At 50.0% G+C, this 22489-nt stretch carries 23 protein-coding genes, 1 riboswitch and 1 other annotated feature; of the genes, 14 read left to right on the top strand and 9 right to left on the bottom strand.

The annotated features are described in order from the left end of the window. Window positions 1-364: 364 nt before the first annotated feature. A riboswitch (Lysine riboswitch) is annotated at window positions 365-546 on the top strand. A gap of 111 nt (window positions 547-657) precedes the next feature. From AC6R10_RS00815 to hisIE, 9 genes are all read left to right on the top strand, one after another. Continuing rightward, entirely contained in the window at window positions 658-2259 is a 1602-nt protein-coding gene (locus AC6R10_RS00815; protein WP_500671201.1) for a Na+/H+ antiporter NhaC family protein, read from the top strand. A 199-nt stretch (window positions 2260-2458) separates the two neighbouring features. Continuing rightward, window positions 2459-2595, top strand: a sequence feature (His leader region). 49 nt (window positions 2596-2644) lie between these two features. Continuing rightward, entirely contained in the window at window positions 2645-3541 is an 897-nt protein-coding gene (gene hisG / locus AC6R10_RS00810) for an ATP phosphoribosyltransferase (RefSeq protein ID WP_500671200.1), read from the top strand. 5 nt (window positions 3542-3546) lie between these two features. Next, entirely contained in the window at window positions 3547-4845 is a 1299-nt protein-coding gene (gene hisD / locus AC6R10_RS00805; protein WP_500626909.1) for a histidinol dehydrogenase, read from the top strand. A gap of 3 nt (window positions 4846-4848) precedes the next feature. After that, window positions 4849-5910 carry a histidinol-phosphate transaminase gene (hisC, locus tag AC6R10_RS00800; RefSeq protein WP_500671199.1) on the top strand — a complete coding sequence of 354 codons (1062 nt, stop codon included), beginning with the start codon at window positions 4849-4851 and terminating at the stop codon, window positions 5908-5910. An 88-nt stretch (window positions 5911-5998) separates the two neighbouring features. Next, window positions 5999-7072 carry a bifunctional histidinol-phosphatase/imidazoleglycerol-phosphate dehydratase HisB gene (hisB, locus tag AC6R10_RS00795; protein ID WP_500626907.1) on the top strand — a complete coding sequence of 358 codons (1074 nt, stop codon included), beginning with the start codon at window positions 5999-6001 and terminating at the stop codon, window positions 7070-7072. Between the two features lie 11 nt (window positions 7073-7083). Next, on the top strand, window positions 7084-7698 hold the full coding sequence (hisH, locus tag AC6R10_RS00790; protein WP_500671198.1) for an imidazole glycerol phosphate synthase subunit HisH: 615 nt from the start codon (window positions 7084-7086) through the stop codon (window positions 7696-7698). Window positions 7699-7711: 13 nt separating this feature from the next. Beyond that, window positions 7712-8449: a 1-(5-phosphoribosyl)-5-[(5-phosphoribosylamino)methylideneamino]imidazole-4-carboxamide isomerase gene (gene hisA, locus AC6R10_RS00785; RefSeq protein WP_487902056.1), complete on the top strand. Its 738-nt coding sequence runs from the start codon at window positions 7712-7714 to the stop codon at window positions 8447-8449. Continuing rightward, entirely contained in the window at window positions 8431-9204 is a 774-nt protein-coding gene (gene hisF / locus AC6R10_RS00780; protein WP_500671197.1) for an imidazole glycerol phosphate synthase subunit HisF, read from the top strand. Before hisA ends, hisF begins: the two co-directional genes overlap by 19 nt. Continuing rightward, window positions 9201-9836, top strand: coding sequence for a bifunctional phosphoribosyl-AMP cyclohydrolase/phosphoribosyl-ATP diphosphatase HisIE (gene hisIE / locus AC6R10_RS00775; RefSeq protein ID WP_334550764.1), 636 nt, complete (start codon window positions 9201-9203; stop codon window positions 9834-9836). The genes hisF and hisIE overlap by 4 nt, the downstream gene beginning before the upstream one ends. An 89-nt stretch (window positions 9837-9925) precedes the next feature. On the opposite strand, the gene AC6R10_RS00770 is transcribed toward hisIE, so the two are convergent. Together AC6R10_RS00770 and AC6R10_RS00765 are read right to left on the bottom strand one after the other, a co-directional pair. Beyond that, window positions 9926-11131, bottom strand: coding sequence for a putative manganese transporter (locus tag AC6R10_RS00770; protein WP_500671196.1), 1206 nt, complete (start codon window positions 11129-11131; stop codon window positions 9926-9928). Between the two features lie 163 nt (window positions 11132-11294). After that, window positions 11295-12020 (bottom strand): transporter substrate-binding domain-containing protein, encoded by a 726-nt coding sequence (locus tag AC6R10_RS00765; RefSeq protein WP_500626901.1) that lies wholly within the window; start codon window positions 12018-12020, stop codon window positions 11295-11297. Between the two features lie 191 nt (window positions 12021-12211). Here AC6R10_RS00765 and AC6R10_RS00760 point away from each other — a divergent pair, with 191 nt between their 5' ends. Together AC6R10_RS00760 and AC6R10_RS00755 are read left to right on the top strand one after the other, a co-directional pair. Further along, window positions 12212-13117 (top strand): manganese-dependent inorganic pyrophosphatase, encoded by a 906-nt coding sequence (locus AC6R10_RS00760; protein WP_500627927.1) that lies wholly within the window; start codon window positions 12212-12214, stop codon window positions 13115-13117. A gap of 73 nt (window positions 13118-13190) precedes the next feature. Continuing rightward, window positions 13191-13565 (top strand): DUF2750 domain-containing protein, encoded by a 375-nt coding sequence (locus tag AC6R10_RS00755; RefSeq protein WP_334550759.1) that lies wholly within the window; start codon window positions 13191-13193, stop codon window positions 13563-13565. Between the two features lie 19 nt (window positions 13566-13584). Here AC6R10_RS00755 and AC6R10_RS00750 read toward each other — a convergent pair whose 3' ends face one another. The 7 genes from AC6R10_RS00750 to pspF form a co-directional block, all read right to left on the bottom strand. Beyond that, entirely contained in the window at window positions 13585-14394 is an 810-nt protein-coding gene (locus AC6R10_RS00750) for a DUF2927 domain-containing protein (protein ID WP_500671195.1), read from the bottom strand. A gap of 28 nt (window positions 14395-14422) precedes the next feature. After that, window positions 14423-15208: a peptide ABC transporter ATP-binding protein gene (locus AC6R10_RS00745; protein ID WP_334550755.1), complete on the bottom strand. Its 786-nt coding sequence runs from the start codon at window positions 15206-15208 to the stop codon at window positions 14423-14425. After that, window positions 15205-16203, bottom strand: a complete 999-nt coding sequence (locus AC6R10_RS00740; RefSeq protein ID WP_334550754.1) for a peptide ABC transporter ATP-binding protein — start codon at window positions 16201-16203, stop codon at window positions 15205-15207. Before AC6R10_RS00740 ends, AC6R10_RS00745 begins: the two co-directional genes overlap by 4 nt. Continuing rightward, the gene (gene sapC / locus AC6R10_RS00735; RefSeq protein ID WP_334550752.1) at window positions 16203-17090 is read right to left on the bottom strand and encodes a putrescine export ABC transporter permease SapC; all 888 of its coding nucleotides are present in this window, start codon (window positions 17088-17090) and stop codon (window positions 16203-16205) included. Before sapC ends, AC6R10_RS00740 begins: the two co-directional genes overlap by 1 nt. Further along, the gene (locus AC6R10_RS00730; RefSeq protein ID WP_500671194.1) at window positions 17077-18039 is read right to left on the bottom strand and encodes an ABC transporter permease; all 963 of its coding nucleotides are present in this window, start codon (window positions 18037-18039) and stop codon (window positions 17077-17079) included. The genes sapC and AC6R10_RS00730 overlap by 14 nt, the downstream gene beginning before the upstream one ends. Further along, window positions 18039-19652, bottom strand: a complete 1614-nt coding sequence (locus AC6R10_RS00725) for an ABC transporter substrate-binding protein (RefSeq protein ID WP_500671193.1) — start codon at window positions 19650-19652, stop codon at window positions 18039-18041. The genes AC6R10_RS00730 and AC6R10_RS00725 overlap by 1 nt, the downstream gene beginning before the upstream one ends. 139 nt (window positions 19653-19791) lie before the next feature. Beyond that, the gene (gene pspF, locus AC6R10_RS00720; protein ID WP_500671192.1) at window positions 19792-20826 is read right to left on the bottom strand and encodes a phage shock protein operon transcriptional activator; all 1035 of its coding nucleotides are present in this window, start codon (window positions 20824-20826) and stop codon (window positions 19792-19794) included. 187 nt (window positions 20827-21013) lie between these two features. On the opposite strand from pspF, the gene pspA reads away from it, so the two are divergent. From pspA to pspC, 3 genes are all read left to right on the top strand, one after another. Continuing rightward, window positions 21014-21688, top strand: coding sequence for a phage shock protein PspA (pspA, locus tag AC6R10_RS00715; protein WP_334550744.1), 675 nt, complete (start codon window positions 21014-21016; stop codon window positions 21686-21688). A gap of 90 nt (window positions 21689-21778) precedes the next feature. Next, entirely contained in the window at window positions 21779-22012 is a 234-nt protein-coding gene (pspB, locus tag AC6R10_RS00710; RefSeq protein ID WP_334550742.1) for an envelope stress response membrane protein PspB, read from the top strand. Then, entirely contained in the window at window positions 22005-22394 is a 390-nt protein-coding gene (gene pspC, locus AC6R10_RS00705) for an envelope stress response membrane protein PspC (protein ID WP_334550740.1), read from the top strand. The genes pspB and pspC overlap by 8 nt, the downstream gene beginning before the upstream one ends. The last annotated feature ends 95 nt before the right edge of the window (window positions 22395-22489 follow it).

Here is a 22489-nt window from a genome sequence, read left to right as displayed (position 1 = left end):
TGAGAACGAATTTGCCTAATAGTTGGCATTATAATGTCGATATAGTTCAAATGAACCACCTCAGTACGTTTTCTTTTACGATTTCGATCACAGCACATATTTCGACTTGGAGAAAGTGCTATCTATTTGGCATTGCAGTCAACACCGAGTTTTTAATGTCCCGGGCGTTGAACGTCAGCACAGTGTGAATTGTCACCAAATTGAGAGTTGGCTTCCCGTTTGTACCATCGCTAAGCAATAAAAGTGACAACAAAACGAGCCAAATTGTTGAAATGCAGTTTTAGATGGGTACAATGGCGCCACCTAATGCATGACTACAGTAAAACCTTTGTTAATTTGATGTTTCATTGGTTGATTATTTTGGTTGTGCGGTAGAGGAGCGGAATAAAATAGTAGCGTTTGTTGGGGTGATGCCAATGAGCATGCGTGAAAGGTTATCTCGCCGAAGTGGGCTTCCATATCAAAGGAGTTCGCTGGGGTTAGTCTCGAAAGGGCTAACACTGCCATAGTCTATAATGTGTAAAACTATGGAGCGCTACTGTAGGGTTGGGTGAAGTGTCTACTTCCCTGTCGCTAAGTTCAACATTATCAACGGCCTCGTGCGGTTGACTAATCTGCAGTAGATCTCTAACCATTTATTACTGGTTTTTGAAGATCATGAATTTAATTGATTTTGCCTCATCTCCTTTATCTCTTTTGCCACCACTCGTGGCGTTGAGTCTTGCGATCATTACGCGTCGCGTTCTTGTGTCTCTCGGTGTGGGTATCGTTTTAGGTGCCGTATTGCTTAACGACTATTCGTTTGCGAGTGCGTCGGGTTATCTTGCGTCAACCGTATCGGGCGTTTTCGTAGAAGACGGTGGCCTCAATACTTGGAACATGAGTATTGTCGGCTTCTTGCTTTTGCTCGGTATGATGACAGCACTGCTGACGCTCTCAGGCGGCACTCGCGCGTTCGCTGAATGGGCGCAGTCTCGTGTGAAAAGTAAGCGCGGTTCAAAACTGCTTGCTGCGTTTTTGGGCGTGTTCATTTTTGTCGATGATTACTTTAACAGCTTGGCGGTGGGCGCGATTTCTCGCCCAGTCACGGACCGTTTTTACGTCTCTCGCTCTAAGCTGGCTTATATTCTCGATTCGACCGCTGCCCCTATGTGTGTCTTGATGCCCGCATCAAGCTGGGGTGCCTATATTATGACCATCATTGGTGGCATCTTAGTCTCTCATGGCATCACAGAGTATTCCGCTCTGGGCGCTTACGTGCGTTTGATTCCAATGAACTTCTATGCGGTATTTGCGCTGTTGATGGTGTTTGCTGTGGCTTGGTTTGGTCTCGACATCGGTAAGATGCGCAGCCATGAAATTGCGGCGTCTCAAGGCCGTGGTTTTGACAAAGATGCAGAGAACGACACCAAAGAAGCGCACGAGCTCAATGAAGAGCTGGATATTCGTGAAAGCGAAGGCGGACGCGTCCTTGATTTGGTTTTGCCTATTGTGCTGTTAATCATTGCAACGGTCGCGGCCATGCTTTACACCGGTGGTCAGGCGCTCAAAGCGGATGGCCAAGCATTTAATCTGCTGGGCGCTTTTGAAAACACCGATGTGGGTTTGTCTTTGATCTACGGTGGTATTGTGGGTTTGGCAACGGCGCTGTTTACGGTAGTTAAGCAACGCATTGCGACCATCGAAATTGCTCGTACACTGTGGGTTGGTGCGCGCTCAATGTTTGGTGCGATCCTCATTCTAGTCTTCGCGTGGACCATTGGTAGCGTGATTGGTGACATGAACACAGGTAAATACTTGTCAACGCTGGCGCAAGGTAGCATCAACCCACATTGGTTGCCGGTTATCCTGTTCTTGCTCTCGGGCTTGATGGCGTTCTCGACCGGTACCTCTTGGGGTACATTCGGTATCATGTTGCCGATTGCGGGTGATATGGCTGGAGCAACAGATATTGCCTTGATGTTGCCAATGCTGAGTGCGGTGCTGGCAGGTTCGGTCTTTGGTGATCACTGCTCACCGATTTCAGATACCACGATTTTGTCTTCGACGGGTGCTCGTTGTAATCACATTGATCACGTCTCGACTCAGCTACCTTATGCGTTGTCTGTGGCGGCGATCTCTTGTGTGGGCTTTATCACTCTCGGTATGACGGCATCGGTCGGTCTCTCATTTGCGGTCGCCAGCGTGGCGTTTGTAGCGGTGTGCGCGGTGCTTTCAATGATGTCTAAATCGAAACTAGCGAGCTGTACGACGTCATAAAACGATAGACAGTTGGTATCTAACTGACAGATTCTATTGATTATTTTAAGGAGGCGTTGGCCTCCTTTCTTATTTGTCTAATACAAATAAGAAAAAGTTGAAATTAAAGGTTGAAAAGATCCCTGAGCTTGGTTAGTGTGGTTAGCAACCAAGCGAGCTAAGAGAGCTTTATCAGTATGCGCAATTTTGTAATGAACATTCATCATCACCATCACCCAATCTAGTCTTTCGGGAGATGTGCGCATACCCGGGAGATAGGAAACTCCCGGAGGCAGAAAATCGCAAATATAAAGATTTATGACCCTCGGGAGACAAACCTTCCGAGGGTTTTTTAGTTTTTAAGTCTAACGTTTTGAACGATTTTGAACACAGGGATACAAGAGTCATGCAAACACAACGCCTAAGAATCGCCATTCAGAAAAAAGGTCGTCTAAGTAAAGAGAGCCAAGCACTGCTGAAAAAGTGCGGTGTGAAATTTAACGTCATGGGTGAAAAGCTGGTGGTTCACTCAGAGAACATGCCTATCGATTTGCTGCTTGTGCGTGACGACGATATCCCAGGTTTGATCATGGACGGTGTGGTTGATCTTGGCTTCATTGGCGAAAACGAATTGGAAGAAGTCCGCCTAGACCGAAAAGCATTGGGTGAACCTAGTGAGTTTGTGACATTGCGTCGTCTCGATTTTGGTGGCTGCCGTCTCTCTATTGCGATCGATAAGGATGAAGAGTACAAGGGCCCGCAAGATTTGGCCGGTAAGCGTATCGCCACCACCTATCCACAATTGTTAAAAGCCTACATGGATGAGCAAGGCGTACCGTTCTCAACCTGTATGCTGACTGGTTCTGTTGAAGTCGCGCCACGTGCTGGCCTTGCTGATGCCATCGCCGACCTAGTGTCTACCGGCGCTACTTTAGAAGCGAACGGCTTAAAAGAAGCGGAAGTCATCTTCCAATCAAAAGCGACCCTTATTCAGCGTAAAGGTGAGTTCGCACAAGATAAAACCGAACTGATTGATAAGCTATTGACTCGTATGCAAGGCGTTCAGCAAGCGAAAGAGTCGAAATACATCATGCTGCACGCCCCAGCAGACAAACTTGAGCAGATCAAATCGCTCCTTCCTGGCGCAGAAGATCCAACCGTCTTGCCGCTCTCTGCTGACAAACAAAAAGTGGCCGTTCACCTTGTTAGTACCGAAAACTTGTTCTGGGAAACCATGGAACAACTCAAAGAGCTTGGTGCTAGCTCAATCCTAGTACTTCCAATTGAGAAAATGATGGAGTAAGGGCGATGAGAACAGTTGTTTGGCAATCATTGAGTGAATCTCAACAAGACTCCATTTTAGAGCGCCCTGCCATTACCGAAGGGGCGAATATTACCGCTGCGGTGTCTGAGGTTATCGCGCAAGTAAAAACTCAAGGCGATGCTGCTCTATTGGCGTTGACGGAAAAGTATGATCGCGTCAAACCAGAGTCGATTCGAGTCTCAACTCAAGAGATTGAGGCGGCGTCAGAGCGCTTAAGCGAAACCATGAAGCAAGCGCTTGAGCAAGCGTACGCCAATATCGCTAAGTTTCACAAAGCCCAAAAGCCACAGCCTATTAAAGTTGAAACGCAACCTGGTGTTGTGTGTGAACAAGTGACTCGAGCGATTCAGAAAGTCGGTCTTTATATCCCAGGTGGCAGTGCGCCACTGCCATCGACCGTATTAATGCTCGGCGTACCGGCTAAGATTGCGGGTTGTCGTAAAGTGGTACTCTGCTCACCACCACCGATCGCAGATGAAATCCTCTACGTGGCGAAGCTGTGTGGTATCGATGAAGTTTACAATGTTGGTGGTGGTCAAGCGATTGCTGCGATGGCTTACGGAACAGAAACCGTGGCGAAAGTGGACAAGATTTTTGGCCCAGGTAATGCGTACGTCACAGAAGCTAAGCGCCAAGTGAGCAACGATTTTCGCGGTGCCGCGATCGACATGCCAGCGGGCCCTTCTGAGGTGTTGGTGATTGCCGATGAGACCGCCGACCCAGATTTCATTGCTGCGGATCTCTTGAGCCAAGCTGAGCACGGCCCAGACTCACAAGTGGTGCTGGTCACGCCATCGCCAGTGATTGCCGATCAAGTGACGGATGCCGTTCAGCGTCAGCTCAAAGTACTGTCTCGCGCTTCTATTGCAGAAAAAGCACTGGCGTCGAGTTTGATCATCATTTCTGATTCCATCACTCAGGCGGTTTCTATTTCGAATTACTATGGCCCAGAGCACTTGATAGTACAGACCAAGAACCCACGTGAACTGCTTCCTCTTCTTGATAACGCTGGGTCGATTTTCCTTGGTGATTGGTCACCTGAGTCGGCGGGCGACTATGCGTCGGGCACCAACCACGTTCTGCCAACCTATGGCTACACTCGCACCTATTCAAGCCTAGGCTTGGCGGATTTCTCCAAGCGTATGACGGTGCAAGAACTCTCTGAGGAAGGGATTAAAAATCTTGCGCCGACCGTCGTGACCATGGCGGAAGCAGAAGGACTGGATGCGCACAAACGCGCCGTTACCATTCGTGTTGAAAAATTGGCTCAGAAGCAAGGGTAAGAGATGGAAAAGCTAGCACGCAAACAAGTTCAGCAACTGACCCCTTACCTGTCTGCACGTCGCATTGGCGGCAGTGGCGATGTGTGGCTCAATGCCAACGAGTCGCCTTTCAACAATGAGTACAAGACGGATTTCGCCCGCCTGAATCGCTACAGTGAGTGTCAACCTGCTGAGTTGATTAACGCTTACTCCGCTTACGCGGGCGTGAAACCTGAGCAAACGCTGACCTCGCGCGGTGCGGATGAGGGGATTGAGCTTTTGATTCGCGCATTTTGTGAGCCGGGTGAAGACGCCATTTTATATTGTCCACCTACCTACGGAATGTACGCTATTTCAGCGGAAACCATTGGTGTGGAGAAAAAAGTGGTGCCGTTGACTCAAGATTGGCAACTGGATCTCAGCGCCATTGAAGCCAACTTAGACAAGGTAAAACTGGTCTTTGTTTGCAGCCCTAACAATCCAACCGGTAATTTGGTTAAGCGTGAAGACATCGTCCGACTGCTTGAGATGACCCAAGACCGCGCCATTGTTGTGATGGATGAAGCCTACATCGATTTTTGTCCAGAAGCATCGACGGTCGATTTACTGGCTCAGTACCCCAATTTGGCTATTTTGCGCACTTTGTCCAAGGCGTTTGCCCTTGCCGGTCTGCGCTGTGGCTTTACCTTGGCGAATGAGGCGTTGATCAACGTCTTGCTGAAAGTGATCGCGCCATACCCAGTGCCTGTGCCAGTGGCGGAAATTGCCACCCAAGCTCTCTCAGAGGCAGGGCTTGCTAGAGCCAAGTTCCAAGTGCTGGACCTCAACGCCAATCGCGCGTATTTGCAAGCGGGCCTGTCGACCATTGCTGGTTTAACGGTGTTCGAGGGGTGGGGCAACTATCTGTTGGTGAAATTCCCCGATGGTGATGCACTGTTTAAAGCGGCGTGGGACACTGGCATTATTTTGCGCAATTCGCCGATTGAGGATTGCGTTCGCATCAGTATTGGTAGTCGAGATGAGTGCGAGAAGACACTCGGTTTTATCCGCAACTACTATTTATCCGCAAGTGCTATTAATCCGTAAGCACTATAGCGCGTGATGACACGCAGTAAAGAAACAAATGGGCGCTGGCTGTGGCGGGCGCCTTTAAGATTGAGATAAGGAAGTTCGAGTGAGCACACAACAAAAAATTCTTTTCATTGACCGAGACGGCACCTTAATCGTCGAGCCGCCGGTTGATTTTCAAGTCGATCGTTTAGACAAACTCAAGCTAGAGCCGTTTGTGATCCCAAGCCTGCTTGCGCTGCAAGACGCAGGGTATCGCTTGGTGATGGTCACAAACCAAGATGGCCTAGGCACAGACAGCTATCCGCAAGCGGATTTCGATGCGCCGCACGACATGATGATGGAAATCTTCTCCTCTCAGGGTGTGAAGTTTGATGATGTATTGATTTGTCCTCACTTTGAAGAGGACAACTGTTCGTGCCGTAAACCGAAATTGGGTATGGTCAAAGAGTACCTTCAAGGCGGCAAAGTGGATTTCAAGCACTCTGTGGTCATTGGCGATCGCGCGACCGACCTTCAACTGGCGGAAAACATGGCGATTCGCGGCATCCAATACCACCCAGAAACCATGGGGTGGCCGACAATCTTAAAAGAGCTCACCGTGAATGCTCGCGTTGCTGAAGTGGTGAGAACCACCAAAGAAACCGACATCAAAGTGAAGGTTAATCTCGATGAGCAAGGTGGCAACGCCATCAGCACTGGTCTTGGCTTTTTTGACCACATGCTAGACCAAATTGCGACGCACGGCGGCTTCCAAATGGTATGTCAGGTGGAAGGCGATCTGCACATCGACGATCACCACACCATCGAGGATACCGCACTTGCGTTGGGCCAAGCACTAAAAGAAGCGTTGGGCGATAAACGTGGGATTGGCCGCTTTGGTTTCAGCTTGCCGATGGATGAGTGTCTGGCGCAGTGCGCGTTGGATCTCTCTGGCCGACCTTACTTGAAGTTTGATGCCAAGTTTAGCCGCGATCAGGTCGGCGATTTATCCACTGAAATGGTGGTGCACTTCTTCCGCTCATTGACCGACACATTGGCGTGTACCTTGCACCTCTCTTCAGCAGGCGATAATGATCACCACATCATCGAAAGCTTGTTTAAGTCGTTTGGTCGCACTTTACGTCAAGCGATCAAAGTGGAAGGCAATGAACTGCCGAGCAGTAAAGGCGTGTTGTAAGGAGAGAGACTATGACAAAGCAAAACGTCGTTATCATCGACACTGGCTGTGCCAACGTCTCGTCGGTCAAGTTCGCTATTGAGCGCCTAGGTCAATCCGTGACGATTTCAAAAGATCCTGATGTGGTGCTCGCTGCGGATAAGCTGTTCTTACCCGGTGTTGGTACAGCAAGCGAAGCAATGAAAAATCTTGCTGAGCGCGATTTGATTGATTTGGTGAAACGGGTCGAAAAGCCACTGCTTGGTATCTGTTTAGGTATGCAACTGCTTGGCAAACTCTCCCAAGAGAAAGGCACGCAAGGCGAAAATGCGGTTGAGTGTCTCGGTCTTTGTGATGGCGAAGTACGCTTGATGGAGACGGGTGATCTTCCGCTCCCGCACATGGGGTGGAATACGGTATCGGCCACCCCAGATCACCCACTGTTTGAGGGGATTGAAGAGGGCGAGTATTTCTATTTCGTCCATAGCTTTGCGATGCCTGTCGGCGACTACACCATCGCTCAGTGTGAGTATGGCCAACCCTTTACCGCTGCGGTGCAAAGTGGCAATTACTACGGGGTGCAATTTCACCCAGAGCGCTCATCGAAAGCCGGCTCAAAACTGATTGAAAACTTTTTAGCATTATAGGGACATAACCTTCGTGATTATTCCAGCACTCGATTTAATAGAAGGTCAGGTCGTTCGTCTTTATCAGGGCGATTACGGCCAAGTGACCGAATACAAAGTGGATCCAGCTGAGCAGTTTAATCTGTATCACCAAGCTGGCGCCAACTGGCTGCACCTGGTGGATTTGACTGGTGCTAAAGACACCAGTGCGCGTCAGTTAGACCTGATTGCCAAACTGTTAGCCAGTACCCCTGCAAAAATTCAAATTGGCGGCGGCGTGCGCAGTGAGCAAGACGTTGTGGATTTACTTGAAGCCGGCGCCGAGCGCGTCGTGGTTGGTTCCACAGCGGTGAAGCAACCAGAACTGGTCAAAGGTTGGATGGAAAAATACGGCGCGGAGAGAATTGTCTTAGCGCTCGACATCAATATCGATGATCAAGGTGTACGCAAGGTGGCGATCTCCGGCTGGCAAGAAGATTCAGGCGTGACGATTGAAGCCTTAATTGACGATTATCTAACTGTCGGATTACAGCATGTTCTATGCACGGACATCTCACGTGATGGTACGTTGACGGGCTCTAACGTTGAGCTTTACGTCGACCTTTGCAAGCAGTACCCGCAAGTGCAATTTCAATCGTCAGGGGGCATTGGGTCGCTGGCTGACATCGAGGCGCTCAAAGGTAGCGGTGTGTCTGGCGTGATTGTTGGTCGTGCGTTACTCGATGGCAAATTTACTGCAGAGGAGGCGTTTGCATGTTGGCAAAGCGAATAATTCCCTGTCTCGACGTTCGAGATGGTCAGGTGGTGAAAGGGGTTCAGTTTCGCAACCATGAAATTATCGGTGACATTGTGCCCCTCGCGCAGCGTTACGCTGAGGAAGGCGCAGACGAATTAGTGTTTTACGATATTACCGCATCCAGTGATGGCCGCGTGGTCGACAAGAGCTGGGTAGCCCGTGTTGCTGAGGTCATTGACATTCCTTTTTGTGTGGCAGGTGGCATCAAATCGGCTGAAGACGCGGCGCGGATTCTCGAGTTCGGTGCTGATAAGGTGTCGATTAACTCACCAGCGCTAGCCAATCCACAGCTGATTACCGACCTTGCGGATAAATTTGGTGTGCAGTGCATCGTGGTGGGCATTGACTCTTATTACGATAAAGAGACAGGCAAATACCAGGTGTACCAGTTCACCGGTGACGAACAACGCACCAAAGCGACACAGTGGGAAACACGCGACTGGGTACAAGAAGTTCAAAAACGAGGCGCCGGTGAGATTGTCCTTAACATGATGAATCAAGATGGCGTGCGCAACGGCTACGACATCGAACAGCTCAACATGGTGCGTGAAGTGTGCAAAGTACCGCTGATTGCTTCTGGCGGAGCCGGTGAAATGGCCCACTTTGCAGACGCTTACCATCAAGCTAACGTCGATGGTGCACTAGCGGCTTCCGTTTTCCATAAGCAAATCATCAACATTGGTGAATTAAAACACTACCTGAAACAACAAGGCGTAGAGGTACGAGTATGAGTTTTGCTAGCGGGCAAGTGAGCGCACTTGCTGAGCGTATCGATTGGGACAAAGTGGATGGCTTAGTGCCTGCGATTGTCCAAGATTTCCAATCGAGCCAAGTGCTGATGATGGGCTACATGAATCAAGATGCGCTAGAGAAAACCGCGCAGACAGGACAAGTGACCTTCTTTTCACGTACGAAATCACGTCTGTGGACAAAAGGTGAGACCTCAGGGAATGTGCTTCAACTGAAAAACATGGCGCTTGATTGCGACAACGATACCTTGTTGGTCAAAGTGGAGCCTATCGGACCGACGTGCCACACAGGTACCACGACGTGCTGGGACGCTGACAAGCAAGAAGAGTCGCAAATGGTGTGGCTTCATCAACTTGAGCAGCTATTGGCTGCCCGCAAGAGTGCCGACCCAGACTCTTCCTATACTGCCAGCCTTTATGCCCGTGGCACCAAACGTATTTCGCAGAAAGTGGGCGAAGAGGGCGTTGAAGTCGCGCTTGCGGCGACGTCGGGCGACAAGGCGGAGCTAGTGTGTGAATCGGCCGATTTGATCTACCACTTGATGGTGCTGCTTCAAGACCAAGGTCTATCGATGAACGATGTGATCAATAAGCTTAAAGAGCGTCATAAGTAACGCGATTATTGATGAACGAGTGGTGCATGACATCGCTTGCTGACAGAAAAACGCTCTCGGCGATACCGAGAGCGTTTTTTTTTGAGCGTCTATTCGAACAAAAAAAAGTAGCCATAACCGACCAGTAACGCCGGTAAGGCTGAATAGACGGTCGCGACTAAGGCGGCTTTTGGCGCCAGAGCAATAGCTGGGAACAAGGCATCGCCGTCGTTAGAGATGGCATTCGCCAATTGTGCCGATAGGGGTGCCGCACCAGAGATATACAAACTGGTCACCAAAATTTGCGGCCCGCACCCGGGAAGCAGACCCACAGCAACCCCCATTAGAGGCATCCAAACCCCAAGTTGAGCCACACTATCACTGATATCGATATGCGCAGCCAGTTGGATAAGCTCAAAGGTGAGGAAGGCGACAATCACCCAGGCGGTCACAAAGTTGGTATCTTGCGCGGCTTTTTGAATCGGGTGTGACGAGACGATTTTGCAATCTTCCGCCACCGTTGATTCATAGTCTTTGATCTCACGAGTCAGAGACCACAGCAGCATACTAATGACAATCAAACCCGCGCCAAGCCACTCCATGGTCATGTCAGGCACGTTTAACCACTGATTCACATCAACTTGAAAGGAACCGAGTATGGCGACAAGAGCGGAGGGGACCAGCAGCCACTTCCAGAATGCCCCTTGCAGATTGATGGCTTGAATTTCAATCGCTTTACTCGTCTCTTTATTGGCTGCGTGTTGCAGCGTCCGTGACGTTAGAGCTTGCTTAAGTGCAGGACGCAAAAAGTCATCTTTGTGAATCGCGTTGACCACCAAGCCACTGACAATACCCACCACAACACCCAATGCAATCACACCTAATCCCACACTTGGTTGGCTGGCGAGCAATAGAAAGGCCGCATCACCCATGGTAGCGGTCAGCACAGCGACGATGGCGCCAAATCCGACCCGGCCACTAACAAATTGAGTGGTCACGACAATCGCGCCACCGCAACCTGGCAGCGCGCCGAGCAGAGCGGCAAAAATCACTTGGTAGTGGCGCGAGTGCTGATACAGCGCCACGATTCGGTTGTCCGAACGAGTGATCTTCGCAATCGAGTGGTAGAGAGCAAGCGTCATTGCCACGTAGCAAGATACGGCCCAGAAGGCATCAGAGAGGGTTGAAACCGTGAGCGCGCGTGTTGAGTCGTTTAATAACAGCGCCAATAGCCCTACGGGTAGCAGCAAGCGTTTGTAAGCGGGTCTAAATTGCAGCGAGTCAAGCGTGGCAGTTTGGGCATCGAAGTGATTCATAGTGCAAACCATCGTAAAGCATTTCCTTGATTATATGAAAATGATAATGATTTGCAAATGCATTTAAGTCGATTTCACCTATCGATTCAATGGCTAAAACGAACCCGTTTAAACCCCTTACTTGACAAGTGGTAAGCGCTGATGGTTGACAAGAGCATGAAGGCTATCGGTACTTCATCACGAGTTCATCATAGCGTCCGCTCTGCTTTAGCTGGTGGAGCCCTATCATAAAACGGACCATTAGGGTGTTTTTTTCGGGATGATCTTTGGCGATGGCGAGATGCACGGGTTTTATCATCAAGCTTTTATCGACAAAGTAAAAGTGGTCTGAGTCTAAACCGATTTCCTTCATGGTATGAATGGCGGCTCGCTCGTCGGCGATGATGGCGTCAACGCGTTTTGCGCGCAGTTTTCGAAGATTGGTAGCGAGATCGCTCGCGACGACCCGAGTAAAGTAGGTGGATTCATTAAAGCGCTCTCCATAGCCATAATCTTCAATAATGCCGACCGTCATGCCTTCTAATGAGGTGAAGTCTTGGTACTCAAAGGCGTTTTCTTTTAGCACAATGAACTTTAGGTGGACCATCAAATAGGGCACGCTAAATTCTAGCTCTTGGGTACGATCGTCTGACCACCAAAGCGACACCAACATATCTTTTTTACTGTTGCGCACTTCTTTAAGTGAGCGCAGCCAAGGCAAAATTTCCAAATCGATGTCATAGCCCTGCGTGGCAAACGCTTCTTGAACAATCTCTATCGCTAGCCCGGAGTTGACCCGTTCAAACACATAGGGAGGCCACTGCGCTTGAGTGGCGCGTATCACGGGAGGGCTGGCCCAAAGCGCTGTGCTAAGGAGAAGCAACGGCAGAGCATAAAAACAAAAACGCATGGCATTGACTCATTTATGATTATTGTCCTTTGAGTGTAGACACCTTTTGCCCGACAGCCAAAACACCCGATAGGGGTTAATTGGCGCTTTTGGCACCGTTAGGCGATGACAAATTCTCAAAATCAGGTAAAGTATCGGGCTTCGTGAGTAATCGCCCAGATCGGGCTCGTAATAGTCGTATAGGAAATAAGATGATTCTAGTCGTAGGTCACAAGAACCCTGATAGTGATAGTATTTGTAGTGCTTTGGTGGCAACTGAACTGCTGAAGGCACGTGGCGAGCAAGCCATGCCTATCCGCCAAGGTGAAATCAACCGTGAAACTCAACACATCCTTGACGTTGCTGGTGCAGAGACGCCAGAGCTTCGTACATCTGTGGCCGGTGAGAAAATCTGGTTGGTTGACTATTCAGATCTCGCACAGGCACCTGATGATGTGGCAGACGCAGAAATCCTAGGTATCGTCGATCACCACCGTCTAGGTGATGTGATGACCATCAATCCGATGGAAGCGTGGATCTGGCCAGTAGGCTGCACCAACACGGTTCTATTCAATATGTTTAAAATCGAAGGCCACACAATCACGCCTAAGATTGCCAAGTTGATGATGTCGGCCATCTTGTCTGACACCGTGGGCTTTGCTTCGCCAACGTGTACGCAAAAAGACAAAGACGCGGTTGAAGAGCTAGCGAAGATCGCAGATGTGGCAGACATTGATGCCTTCATCAAAGACCTTCTGATTGCTAAGACGAACATTGAAGGTCTGTCGGCAGCGGAATTGGTTGAGAAAGATCTTAAAGGCTACCCATTCAACGGTCGTGATGTCGTAGTGGGTCAGGTTGAGCTGGCAACCCTTGAGCAAGTTGATGGCATGATTGATGCGCTGGAAGCGGATCTTGAGCGTCGCTGCAATGAAGAAGGTCTTGCGTTTGCAGCTGTGATGTTGACAGACATCACCACAGCGCAAACTCGTCTACTCTATAAAGGTGAGTGGGCGCAGAAGCTGGTTAAGCATGAGAAAGATGGCAAGCTGATGATGGAAAACACGCTGAGCCGTAAGAAGCAAGGCTGGCCTTGGCTACAAACTGAGTTGGCGTAATCCAAACAGTGATCTTTTTCAAGCGCTTACAGGGATGCCTGTGAGCGCTTTTTTCTTTGTTTAAGGGGGTAACATGTCACTCAGTGAAGAGCAAAAGACAAGCATTAACAAGATGCGTCCGGATGAGCGTTTTAATTACTGTTTAAATGCGATCGCAAAAGAGCGCAAAGTGTGGATCCTAACCGACGAGCATGGCTGCGTGATGCTCAACACCGAAGATGATGATTGCGTGCCTGTGTGGCCCTCTGAAGAGTTTGCGCGTGAGTGGGCAACCGGTGAGTGGTCTGAGTGCGAGCCGCAATCCATTTCCACAGCAAAATGGTTCAGCCGTTGGACCGTCGGGCTTGAGCAAGATGAGCTCTCAGTGGTTGTCTTTCCTGACAGCAATGAAGAGGGCGTCGTGCTGTTTCCGGACGAGTTTGAATTTGAGCTGAAAAAACGCGGCTAACCGTGCCCGTTCAACGTGATTAATAACCACCAACTAGCTTAAATAGCTGGTTGTTTTTTGCCTGCTTGGCCGCATCGCGTAAGATGCCTTGTTGCTGATAGCGTTGCAGCAGTCTACGCACCACTGGCGCGGCCTGCTCTCGGCTCATACCGGGGCGCAGCTCAGGTTCGTAGAGCAGTTTTAATAAAATGACGTCGAGAGGCGAGAGCAGATCTTCAGGCGTTTCGTCATTAAAAATCGAAGGGTAGGCGCTTTCTGCGTCATTGGGCAGACCAAGCACTTGGGTGATCTCTTCGACGATGCATGCTAGCAGCTTGCCGTGACTGCGCGCTTGATCCACCGGGATAATGACGACCCCTTTGTCGATAACGCTGCTGCTCGTATAACTAAAGCTCGCTTTGCAGATGGCCCCCTTGATGTGCTCTAGCGCAAAAGTACCAATTTCCGCGGCGATCTCGTCTTGCCACTGACTTTGACGGGTGAATATCCACACCACGTTGGCGTCCTCCCGGCGTGAAACGCGACGAATGTCGTGGCCAGTCATCGCGGATAAGTCGCGCAGATGTGCATTGGTCAGCTCATCATGAAGCTCGCGATCAGCCACGCGGTGATCGATCCAAATACGAATCGGTGCCTGCCATTTTGTCAGTGGCTTGTCGCCAGGGCGGTATTCGTTTTTTAGTGCAACATCGAGAAAAGCGCGTTCAACAAAGGTTGGGTCAAGCCAGGTCGTCTGGCTCGGGTAGGCGAAGGTGAGGTGAGCAAAGAGCAGCAAGGGGCTAAGTAGAATCACTTTGCCCCATTGGAATAGATAGATTCGCTGTTCCATTGCTGACATCCCTGATTGAAATGGCGATTTAGCGAAAGCAGAGCGCTTTGTTAAAGTGGCTTTCAACCATGCGCTGGGTGATCGGGTGTTGTGGGTCAGTCAGCACCTTGTGTGTATCGCCCGCCTCGACCACTTCTCCCTCGTGCATCACCATCACTTTGTCAGTGATGTGTTTGACGGTGCCAATATGCTGCGACACATAGACAAACGATACGCCCATCTCTTCTTGCAGTTCTAGAAACAGGTTGATGATCTGTGAGCGCATCGCCATATCAAGACCATTGAGCGCTTCGTCAGCGATGATGACTGAAGGCTGCAGAATCAACGCTCGCGCGAGACAGACGCGCTGTTTTTGGCCTGTTGCCAACATTTGTGGGTAGAAGTACGCATGCTCGGGCAGCAATCCCACTCGAAGTAGGGTCTCTTTCACGCGCTTAATGCGTGCTTCGGGTGGCATGTTGGTGTTTCGCTTCAATGGCCCCTCAAGGATACGGCCAATCTGAATTCTTGGATTGAGCGAGGTGTTCGGATCTTGGAAAATCATTCGAATGAGCTTACAACGCGTCGAGTAATCTTCATGGCGCAGTGCTTCGCCATTCACCCGGATTTCGCCAGAGCTGGGTTCAACCACACCGGCCAACATGCGCGCTAACGTGGACTTACCAGAGCCATTTTGGCCGATAAACCCCACAGTTTGCCCTGCTTCTAAGCTAAAGCTCACGGGCTTGACAGCCTGTTGGATTTTCTTTCGAAACAAGCCAGAACGCGTGACAAACTGTTTCGACAGTTGGTCGACTTCAAGTAGCGCACTCATGCTTTTTTTCTCTCCGTATTGAGTGGAAAGTGACAGGCAAATTTGTGGTTTTTAATCCGTCTGGTCATGGGGATCTCAACGCACTGACGCTGCGCGTATGGGCAGCGGGGTCCAAGTCGACAGCCAATTGGCAAATGTTGCAACGGTGGAATGGTGCCGGGTAAGGATTGCAGTTTTTCTTTGTGAGGAATCCACTCACTAAAATCGGGCATCGCCTTCAATAGCGCCACGGTGTAGGGGTGTTTTGGCTTTTCAAGCAACTGCTCGGTATCTGCCGACTCCACCGATTGACCACAGTACATCACGGTGATGCGATCGGCCCACTGGGTGATGGTGGTGAGATCATGACCAATCAGCAAGATTGAAGTGTTGTTGATCTGATTCATTCGACTGAGCAAACGCAGGATTTGCGATTGCGTGATCGGATCGAGGTCATTGGTGGGCTCGTCTGCAATTAACAGCTTGGGTTTGGCCGCGATTGCCATCGCGATCATCACCTTTTGGCATTCCCCATCCGTCAGCTCATAAGGGTAGCTGTTCATCAGGCGGTTGTGATCTTTAATGCCCACTTTGTGCAGCAGGCCAATGGCTTGCTTCTTACGCCAACTAAAGCGCTCGTACCAGCGGCCTTCAAAGGCGCTGGCTGGAATGGATTCGATCAGCTGTTTGCCCACTTCTTCCGATGGGTCCAAACAGGTGGAGGGCTCTTGGAAAATCATCGCCACATCGCGTGCAATAACGCGGCGACGCTCTTTCGGCGTGAGTTGCAATAGGTCTATATTGCCTAAGCGCATGCGGTCGGCGGTGATTTTCCAGTTCTCTTTGCACACACCAACGATGGCTTTCGCCACCAGACTTTTACCTGAGCCAGATTCGCCCACAAGCCCGCGAATCTCGCCTTCGTTGAGAGTCAGGCTCATTCGATCGACCGCTTTCATCAGCCCTTGAGGCGTTTCAATCTCGATCGTGAGATGACGGATATCTAACAGCGGCATTATTCAATCCCCGCATTCAATGCTTGGCGAACCCCTTCGCCAACGAGGTTGATCACGATGACAGTGAACATAATGGCAAGGCCCGGCAACGTCACTGTCCAAGGCGCTAAATAGATGAGCTCGACGGAGTCACCGAGTAGTGCGCCCCATTCGGTACTTGGCGTTTGAGCGCCAAGGCCCAAAAAGCCCAGTGCCGTGATGTCCAAGATGGCCAATGACAACGCGTAGGTCATTTCGGCTGCGATCACCACTAAGATATTGGGCAGAATGGAGTTCCACAGCAGGTAGAAATCATTGGCGCCATCGAGTCTTGCGGCCATGATGTAGTCTTTTTCCACTTCTGCGTGCACCGCGATATACAAAGAGCGCACGAAACGCGGAATAAGCGCTAGACCGATCGCCAGTAAGATATTGAATTCGCCAAAGCCCAGAAAGGCGACGAAAATGATCGCCAACAGCAGGGAAGGGATCGACATCACAGTATCAAGCAAGTGGTTGAGCGTGCTGGAGAGCAGGCCTTTGGTCATTCCGGCCAAAATACCGATTGAGCAACCTATTATGGCTGCGATGAGCGTTATGATGATAGCTGCGCCGAACGTCAGCTGTGAACCTTCGATTAAGCGTGAGAGAATATCTCGGCCTAAATCGTCGGTACCGAGGAAGTATTCGACGGTGCCGGTCGGATCCCAAGAAGGGGGAATCAGCAATTCACCGGTTTGCGCCTGCGGGTCATGGGGTGTGATCCACGGAGAAAGTAGCGTGATGACGATCAGCAGAATCAAACACCACAAACCAAACATCGCTAAGCTGTTGGCTTTGTAGCTGCGCCAAAAACGCTCAAACTGAGTGGGTATCAACTCTTCTTGATAGATGTTATCGCTTAGCATACCACTCCTTCCTTACCAGCGGATTAACCATAGCACCAAACAGATCCGAGACAATATTGGCGGTGAGTACCAGTGTTGCTACTACGATGACACCCGCTTGAATAGAGACGTAGTCACGGTTTGATAAAGCATCCAGTAGCCAGCGACCAATCCCCGGCCAGTTAAAAATAGACTCGGTAATGATGGCCAAGGTCAACATGCTTGATAACTGAATACCGATTTTGGGGATGATGGGTGGGATGGCATTACGCAGCACGTGTTGAGTTACGATCTCGTGATTTGAGAGGCCTTTAATCCGCGCTGCGCGAATGTAGTTTTGCCCCATCACTTCCGCAACCGAGGCGCGCATCAAGCCAATAACTTGTGTGGTCGGAGCGAGTGCCAGCACCAAGCAGGGCAAGATCAGGTGTTCGATAACACTTTGCAGCGCGTGCGCTCGGTACGCACCTTTGGCAAAAAACGCGTCAACTAAGGCAAAGCCGGTCACGTGTTCAATTTGATACAGAAGATCGTAGCGGCCGCCAACGGGAAATAACTCAAAGTGCAGTGAGAACGCCATGATCATTAATAGTGCAATCCAGAATATCGGTGCAGAATAGCCCGACATCGAGGTAAAGGAGATCGCCGTATCAATCCACTTACCTTGGCGCATGCCCGCTAACGTGCCAATAGGAATACCAATCATCAGGGAAATGACAAACGCGATAAAGCACAGCTCAATGGTGGCAGGGAAGACCACCCCAAGCTCGTCAATAATCGCCACGCCTTGCTTATTAATACCAAAATTTAAGTGCATCAACTCGCCAACATAGGTCGTCCAGCCAGACCAGTAGCCCATTTGGCTCCAGGCGGAGTCGGGCTCCAAACGAAGTAAACTAAAGCCCACCATGGTTAAGATAAGCAAGGTGATGATAAAGAGGTTCAGTCTTCTTAGGGTATACAGCAGCATTAGTTCACCCTCTCCACTTTATCAAAAGGCTGTGCGTTGAATGGGCTCATGCGAAAGCCACGAATCGAGCGATCATGCGCTTGCAACTGCACGCCGTGATTGAGTGGGATCACGGGAAATTCTTCGTTCAAAATATTCTGCGCTTGCCTATAGAGGTTGAGGCGATAGCGAGGACGATCCACTTCGAGCGCCAAATCGAGCAAAAAGTCGAAATCTGGGTTACACCAACTGGAGACATTCAGTCCAACGCGATCGGAATCGCACGACAAGAGTGGACGCAGAATGTTGTCTGGATCACCCGTGCTGGCGATCCAGCCGGTGAGGTAGAGATCAATGTTGCTGGTGAGGTTGGTTCGCTCGAAGCGCTCATCAGTAATGAGGTTTAAGGTGATGCCAATGTCTGCCAAGTTCGCTTGAATCAACTCCGCGGTTTTGCGCGGGCTAGGGTTGAATGCGCGAGGCTCAAGGGGCACCGACATACTGAGCTCCAAACCTTCGCTGAATCCCGATTCTCGCAGCAGTGCCAAAGCATAGTTGCGATCGTAACGAATTTGGTTGGCGTCTTTTTGGTACGCCCAAGAGCTAGGCGGCAGAACCGAATAGGCTTGGCTACCCGTGCCATAGTAGACCGAATCTAAAATGTTTTGTCGGTTAATGGCAAAGTTGAGCGCCTTGCGCACGCGCGCATCTTTGAGCGCAGGGTGGGCGGTATTGACAGCAATAAAGGAGATGTTCATTGCCGGCTTTGAAATCAACTCAATGTTATCTTGCTCGCGAATGATGGGCAGTTGACTCGACAGAGGCGAGCTCAGTACATCACATTCGTTACGCAGCAGTTTAGCCAGTGTGCCAGTACCGCGATGGGAGATGTCAAACACAACTTGCTCCATCAAGGCGGGCTGTTTCCAGTAACGTGTATGGCGTTTAAGGCGAATCAGGTCGTTGACTTGGTACTCAGCCAAATAAAAGGGACCGGTGCCGACGGGGTGGGAATCTAAGCGCGCTTTTTCATCTTTTATCTCCAGTTCACTCGCGTACTCTTTGGAGAGAATCACCGGGTAGCTGGTGGCAATGTTGGATAAAAACGTGTTATCCGGACGAGAAAGAATAAAGCGGACTTGGTCATCTGAGGTAGCCACGACATCTTCAATTAAATTGGGGAAGTCGATGCTGTTAAACCAAGGGTAAATACCGCCACCGACGTGATGAAAAGGATGTTGTGGGTCAATGATACGCTTAAAACTAAACACCACGTCTTGTGCATTCAGTGCTCGAGAGGGCGTAAACCACGGTGTGATTTGAAATTGGGTGTTGGGACGAAGCGTAAACGTGTACTCCGTGCCGCTTGCATCCACCTGCCATGCGGTGGCGAGACTGGGTATGGGTTCGTATGTATCTGGGTCGAGCACCAGTAAGGTATCGAAAATCTGAGGACTGAGCGCTTCAGACGTGATGCCGCTGTCGACCAGTTGCGGGTTAAAGGTCCCGGGACCACCTTGGCCACAATAGACGAAGCCACTTTGGCGGATTTTGCTGTGGTCGATGTCGTCTCCGCAGCCGCTAAGCAAACCGAGGCCAACGAGACCGAATGTTAACTGTAGTAATGCTTTCATAGAAAGAGCGATTGCCTGAGATAAAGCACAAAGCGATTGGTCATTATGCCTCAATATCTGAGTGATTTACCATAAAAGATAAGGGTAATTTATCATTAAACCTCTTGATAACCCAAGTGTTGGGTTATCAAGAGCCGATTTACTCATCGTCTGCGGAAGACTCAAGGTTTGGCGTATTTAATTGATATTTTCTCACCATTCCCCTGAGCTGATGATAGCTAAGGCTGAGCAATTGTGCGGCTTTTCGCTGGTTGTATTTGCTTTCTGCCAACACTTGGTTAAGTAGAGAGATGTCTTGCTCTTCCTGCCAGCGTTTGTAATCCATCGGAAAAGTAAACACAGACGCACCCTCAGCGTTGGACACCTTCTCTACCGTGTTATGAGAAGCGGACTCGAAAGCCTCACTCCACTGCGGCGTAAAAGGGTTAAAGGTTAACTCATCAATCGGCGTTTCTTGCTCGCCATGAAGGTATACGGCACGTTCGACGACATTTTTCAGCTCGCGCACGTTGCCAGGCCAGTCGTAATCGAGCAGCGCTGACTCCGCATGCTCGGTGAAGCCGGCAAAATAGCTAAGCCCTAATTCACGGCACATCTTGATGGCGTAGTATTGGGCAAGCAATAGGATGTCTTGTTGACGCGCTCGTAGGGGAGGAAGGTAAATGACATCGAAGGCGAGTCTGTCGAGCAAGTCGGCGCGAAAATGACCGGTTTTCGCCATGGTGGGTAAATCGGCGTTGGTGGCGCAGATGAGCCTGACATTGGCTGTCAGTGGTTTTTGCCCTCCGACTCGCTCATAGTGACCATACTCGATGACGCGCAGCAGCTTTTCTTGCACCATTTGTGGGGCAGTGGCCAGTTCGTCTAGAAACAGCGTGCCATTTTCCGCACGCTCAAATCGGCCTTGATGACGCCCTTTGGAGCCGGTAAAGGCCCCTTGCTCATGCCCAAATAGCTCGGAATCTATCAAGCCTTCGCTAAGCGCCGCGCAGTTAAGTGAAATTAAAGGTTGGTCCCAACGCTTGGACAGATAGTGCAGGCGCTGTGCGATCAGCTCTTTACCTGTCCCTCGCTCGCCGATAATTAACACCGGACGCTCAATCGCAGCCAGTTTGGAGACTTTATCGAGCACCGCAAGAAACGCAGGTGACTCACCAATCAGATTTTGTTGCATAGTCGCGGCTCACTCAAAATTGCCCCTATGGGCGGTGGTAAAATTTACCTTATGTTGGTTATTTTCATCACATGCGTGTCTTTCAATCAAGGGGGAAAATCTAAGTGATTGTTTTAAATGAGCTTATTTATTGGCACGACACTTGTATTGTTCACACTCGTAGCGACAACCATTAAGGAGCCTCATCATGGGTATTTTTTCAAGATTCGCCGACATCGTTAACTCCAACATCAGTGCTCTGCTTGATAAAGCCGAGGATCCCGAGAAAATGATCCGCCTCATTATCCAAGAGATGGAAGATACACTTGTCGAAGTGCGCACTAACTCCGCCAAAGCGATAGCGGACAAAAAAGAGCTGGCGCGCAAAGTGGAAGCCATTGATGAGCAAGTGCATGATTGGCAGCAGAAGGCCTCTTTAGCGTTAACTAAGCAGCGCGAGGATCTCGCCCGTGCCGCCTTGATTGAGAAACAGAAATTACAAGATGTACTCAAAGGTCTTCACACAGAGCAAACCTTAGTGGAAGAAACCATCGAGAAGCTGACCGGTGAAATCAGTAAGCTAGAGAGTAAAATTACCGAGACTCGCGCCAAACAACAGGCGTTGGCGATTCGCAGCCAAGCGGCCTCCAATCGTCGCGATGTTCAGAAACATCTGCACACGGCCCGTACCAACGAAGCGATGGCGAAGTTTGAGCAATATTCACGTAAGATTGATGAACTGGAAGCGGAAGCAGATGTGTTTGCGCAATCGGGCCAGAGTAAATCACTTGACCAAGAATTTGCTGAGTTGCAAGCTCAAGATGAAATTGAGAAAGAACTCGCGCAACTTAAGCAGCAGATGGAAGAGAAAAAATCCTCTTAATCCCTCTGTGAAAAATCATTTCGCTGCAGAGCATTCGCCCCACAACAATAGGGAGAAGCGATCAGCTTCTCCGCCTAAAAGGAGTCATGTATGTCATCGTTTATGGTTACAGGGCCATTAATTGTCTTTTTGATTTTTGTCGCCCCCTTGTGGCTTTTCTTGCACTATCGCAGCAAAAAAAGAACCAGCAGTGGCTTATCACAAGAGGATTACCAGCGCCTGCAAAGCTTATCCAACAAAGCTGATGCGATGCAGCAACGAGTAGAAACCTTAGAGCGGATCCTTGACGAGCAGTCACCAAACTGGAGACGTCGCTATGAGTAAACGTGAACTGTATCGAGATCCTGCCAACGGTAAGTTGTCGGGCGTATGTGCTGGGCTGGCCAACTACTTCTCATTAGAAGTGTGGCTAGTACGTATTTTGGTCATCTCTGCAGCGCTGTTGGGCGGTTCGTTTCTGGTGCTGCTAGCCTATGTTGCCCTCAGCTTCATGTTGGAAAAAATGCCCGCCAGTTATCAAGCGGAAATGGAGAGCGAGCAAGGACATAAACTCAAGAGTAAGCCGTGGGAAAAGGGCCAAGCGCCAAGCGCATTACTCGATAATATTGAGCAAGAGTTTGATCAGCTTGAAGGCAAAATCAGAGATATGGAAGCCTACGTCACCTCAGATACGTTTAGTGTCGAGCGGGAGTTTCGCTCTCTCTAAAGGCGCGGTGGCAAACAGTGATGGGGCGCCCACTTCATCGCTTTATCATCAACGCGTGAAAGTTCATCATTGAGACTAAGGTCTAAAACTCGGCC

This window comes from Vibrio sp. R12-SG2-ISO1 (assembly GCF_059834045.1).
The sequence above is the reverse complement of the archived record's forward strand: the minus strand, read 5'-3'. Positions and strand labels throughout refer to the sequence as shown.

What these genes read in the sequence shown, in the direction of transcription:
- AC6R10_RS00740 (WP_334550754.1), bottom strand. Translation starts at nt 16,203, where the DNA reads ATGCCGCTGTTAGATATCCGTCATCTCACGATCGAGATTGAAACGCCT.
- AC6R10_RS00770 (WP_500671196.1), bottom strand. Translation starts at nt 11,131, where the DNA reads ATGAATCACTTCGATGCCCAAACTGCCACGCTTGACTCGCTGCAATTT.
- sapC (WP_334550752.1), bottom strand. Translation starts at nt 17,090, where the DNA reads ATGCTAAGCGATAACATCTATCAAGAAGAGTTGATACCCACTCAGTTT.
- hisIE (WP_334550764.1), top strand. Translation starts at nt 9,201, where the DNA reads ATGAGTTTTGCTAGCGGGCAAGTGAGCGCACTTGCTGAGCGTATCGAT.
- AC6R10_RS00815 (WP_500671201.1), top strand. Translation starts at nt 658, where the DNA reads ATGAATTTAATTGATTTTGCCTCATCTCCTTTATCTCTTTTGCCACCA.
- AC6R10_RS00750 (WP_500671195.1), bottom strand. Translation starts at nt 14,394, where the DNA reads ATGGAACAGCGAATCTATCTATTCCAATGGGGCAAAGTGATTCTACTT.
- hisH (WP_500671198.1), top strand. Translation starts at nt 7,084, where the DNA reads ATGACAAAGCAAAACGTCGTTATCATCGACACTGGCTGTGCCAACGTC.
- pspC (WP_334550740.1), top strand. Translation starts at nt 22,005, where the DNA reads ATGAGTAAACGTGAACTGTATCGAGATCCTGCCAACGGTAAGTTGTCG.
- AC6R10_RS00745 (WP_334550755.1), bottom strand. Translation starts at nt 15,208, where the DNA reads ATGAGTGCGCTACTTGAAGTCGACCAACTGTCGAAACAGTTTGTCACG.
- pspA (WP_334550744.1), top strand. Translation starts at nt 21,014, where the DNA reads ATGGGTATTTTTTCAAGATTCGCCGACATCGTTAACTCCAACATCAGT.
- AC6R10_RS00725 (WP_500671193.1), bottom strand. Translation starts at nt 19,652, where the DNA reads ATGAAAGCATTACTACAGTTAACATTCGGTCTCGTTGGCCTCGGTTTG.
- pspB (WP_334550742.1), top strand. Translation starts at nt 21,779, where the DNA reads ATGTCATCGTTTATGGTTACAGGGCCATTAATTGTCTTTTTGATTTTT.
- hisD (WP_500626909.1), top strand. Translation starts at nt 3,547, where the DNA reads ATGAGAACAGTTGTTTGGCAATCATTGAGTGAATCTCAACAAGACTCC.
- hisC (WP_500671199.1), top strand. Translation starts at nt 4,849, where the DNA reads ATGGAAAAGCTAGCACGCAAACAAGTTCAGCAACTGACCCCTTACCTG.
- hisF (WP_500671197.1), top strand. Translation starts at nt 8,431, where the DNA reads ATGTTGGCAAAGCGAATAATTCCCTGTCTCGACGTTCGAGATGGTCAG.
- AC6R10_RS00730 (WP_500671194.1), bottom strand. Translation starts at nt 18,039, where the DNA reads ATGCTGCTGTATACCCTAAGAAGACTGAACCTCTTTATCATCACCTTG.
- AC6R10_RS00760 (WP_500627927.1), top strand. Translation starts at nt 12,212, where the DNA reads ATGATTCTAGTCGTAGGTCACAAGAACCCTGATAGTGATAGTATTTGT.
- pspF (WP_500671192.1), bottom strand. Translation starts at nt 20,826, where the DNA reads ATGCAACAAAATCTGATTGGTGAGTCACCTGCGTTTCTTGCGGTGCTC.
- AC6R10_RS00765 (WP_500626901.1), bottom strand. Translation starts at nt 12,020, where the DNA reads ATGCGTTTTTGTTTTTATGCTCTGCCGTTGCTTCTCCTTAGCACAGCG.
- hisG (WP_500671200.1), top strand. Translation starts at nt 2,645, where the DNA reads ATGCAAACACAACGCCTAAGAATCGCCATTCAGAAAAAAGGTCGTCTA.
- AC6R10_RS00755 (WP_334550759.1), top strand. Translation starts at nt 13,191, where the DNA reads ATGTCACTCAGTGAAGAGCAAAAGACAAGCATTAACAAGATGCGTCCG.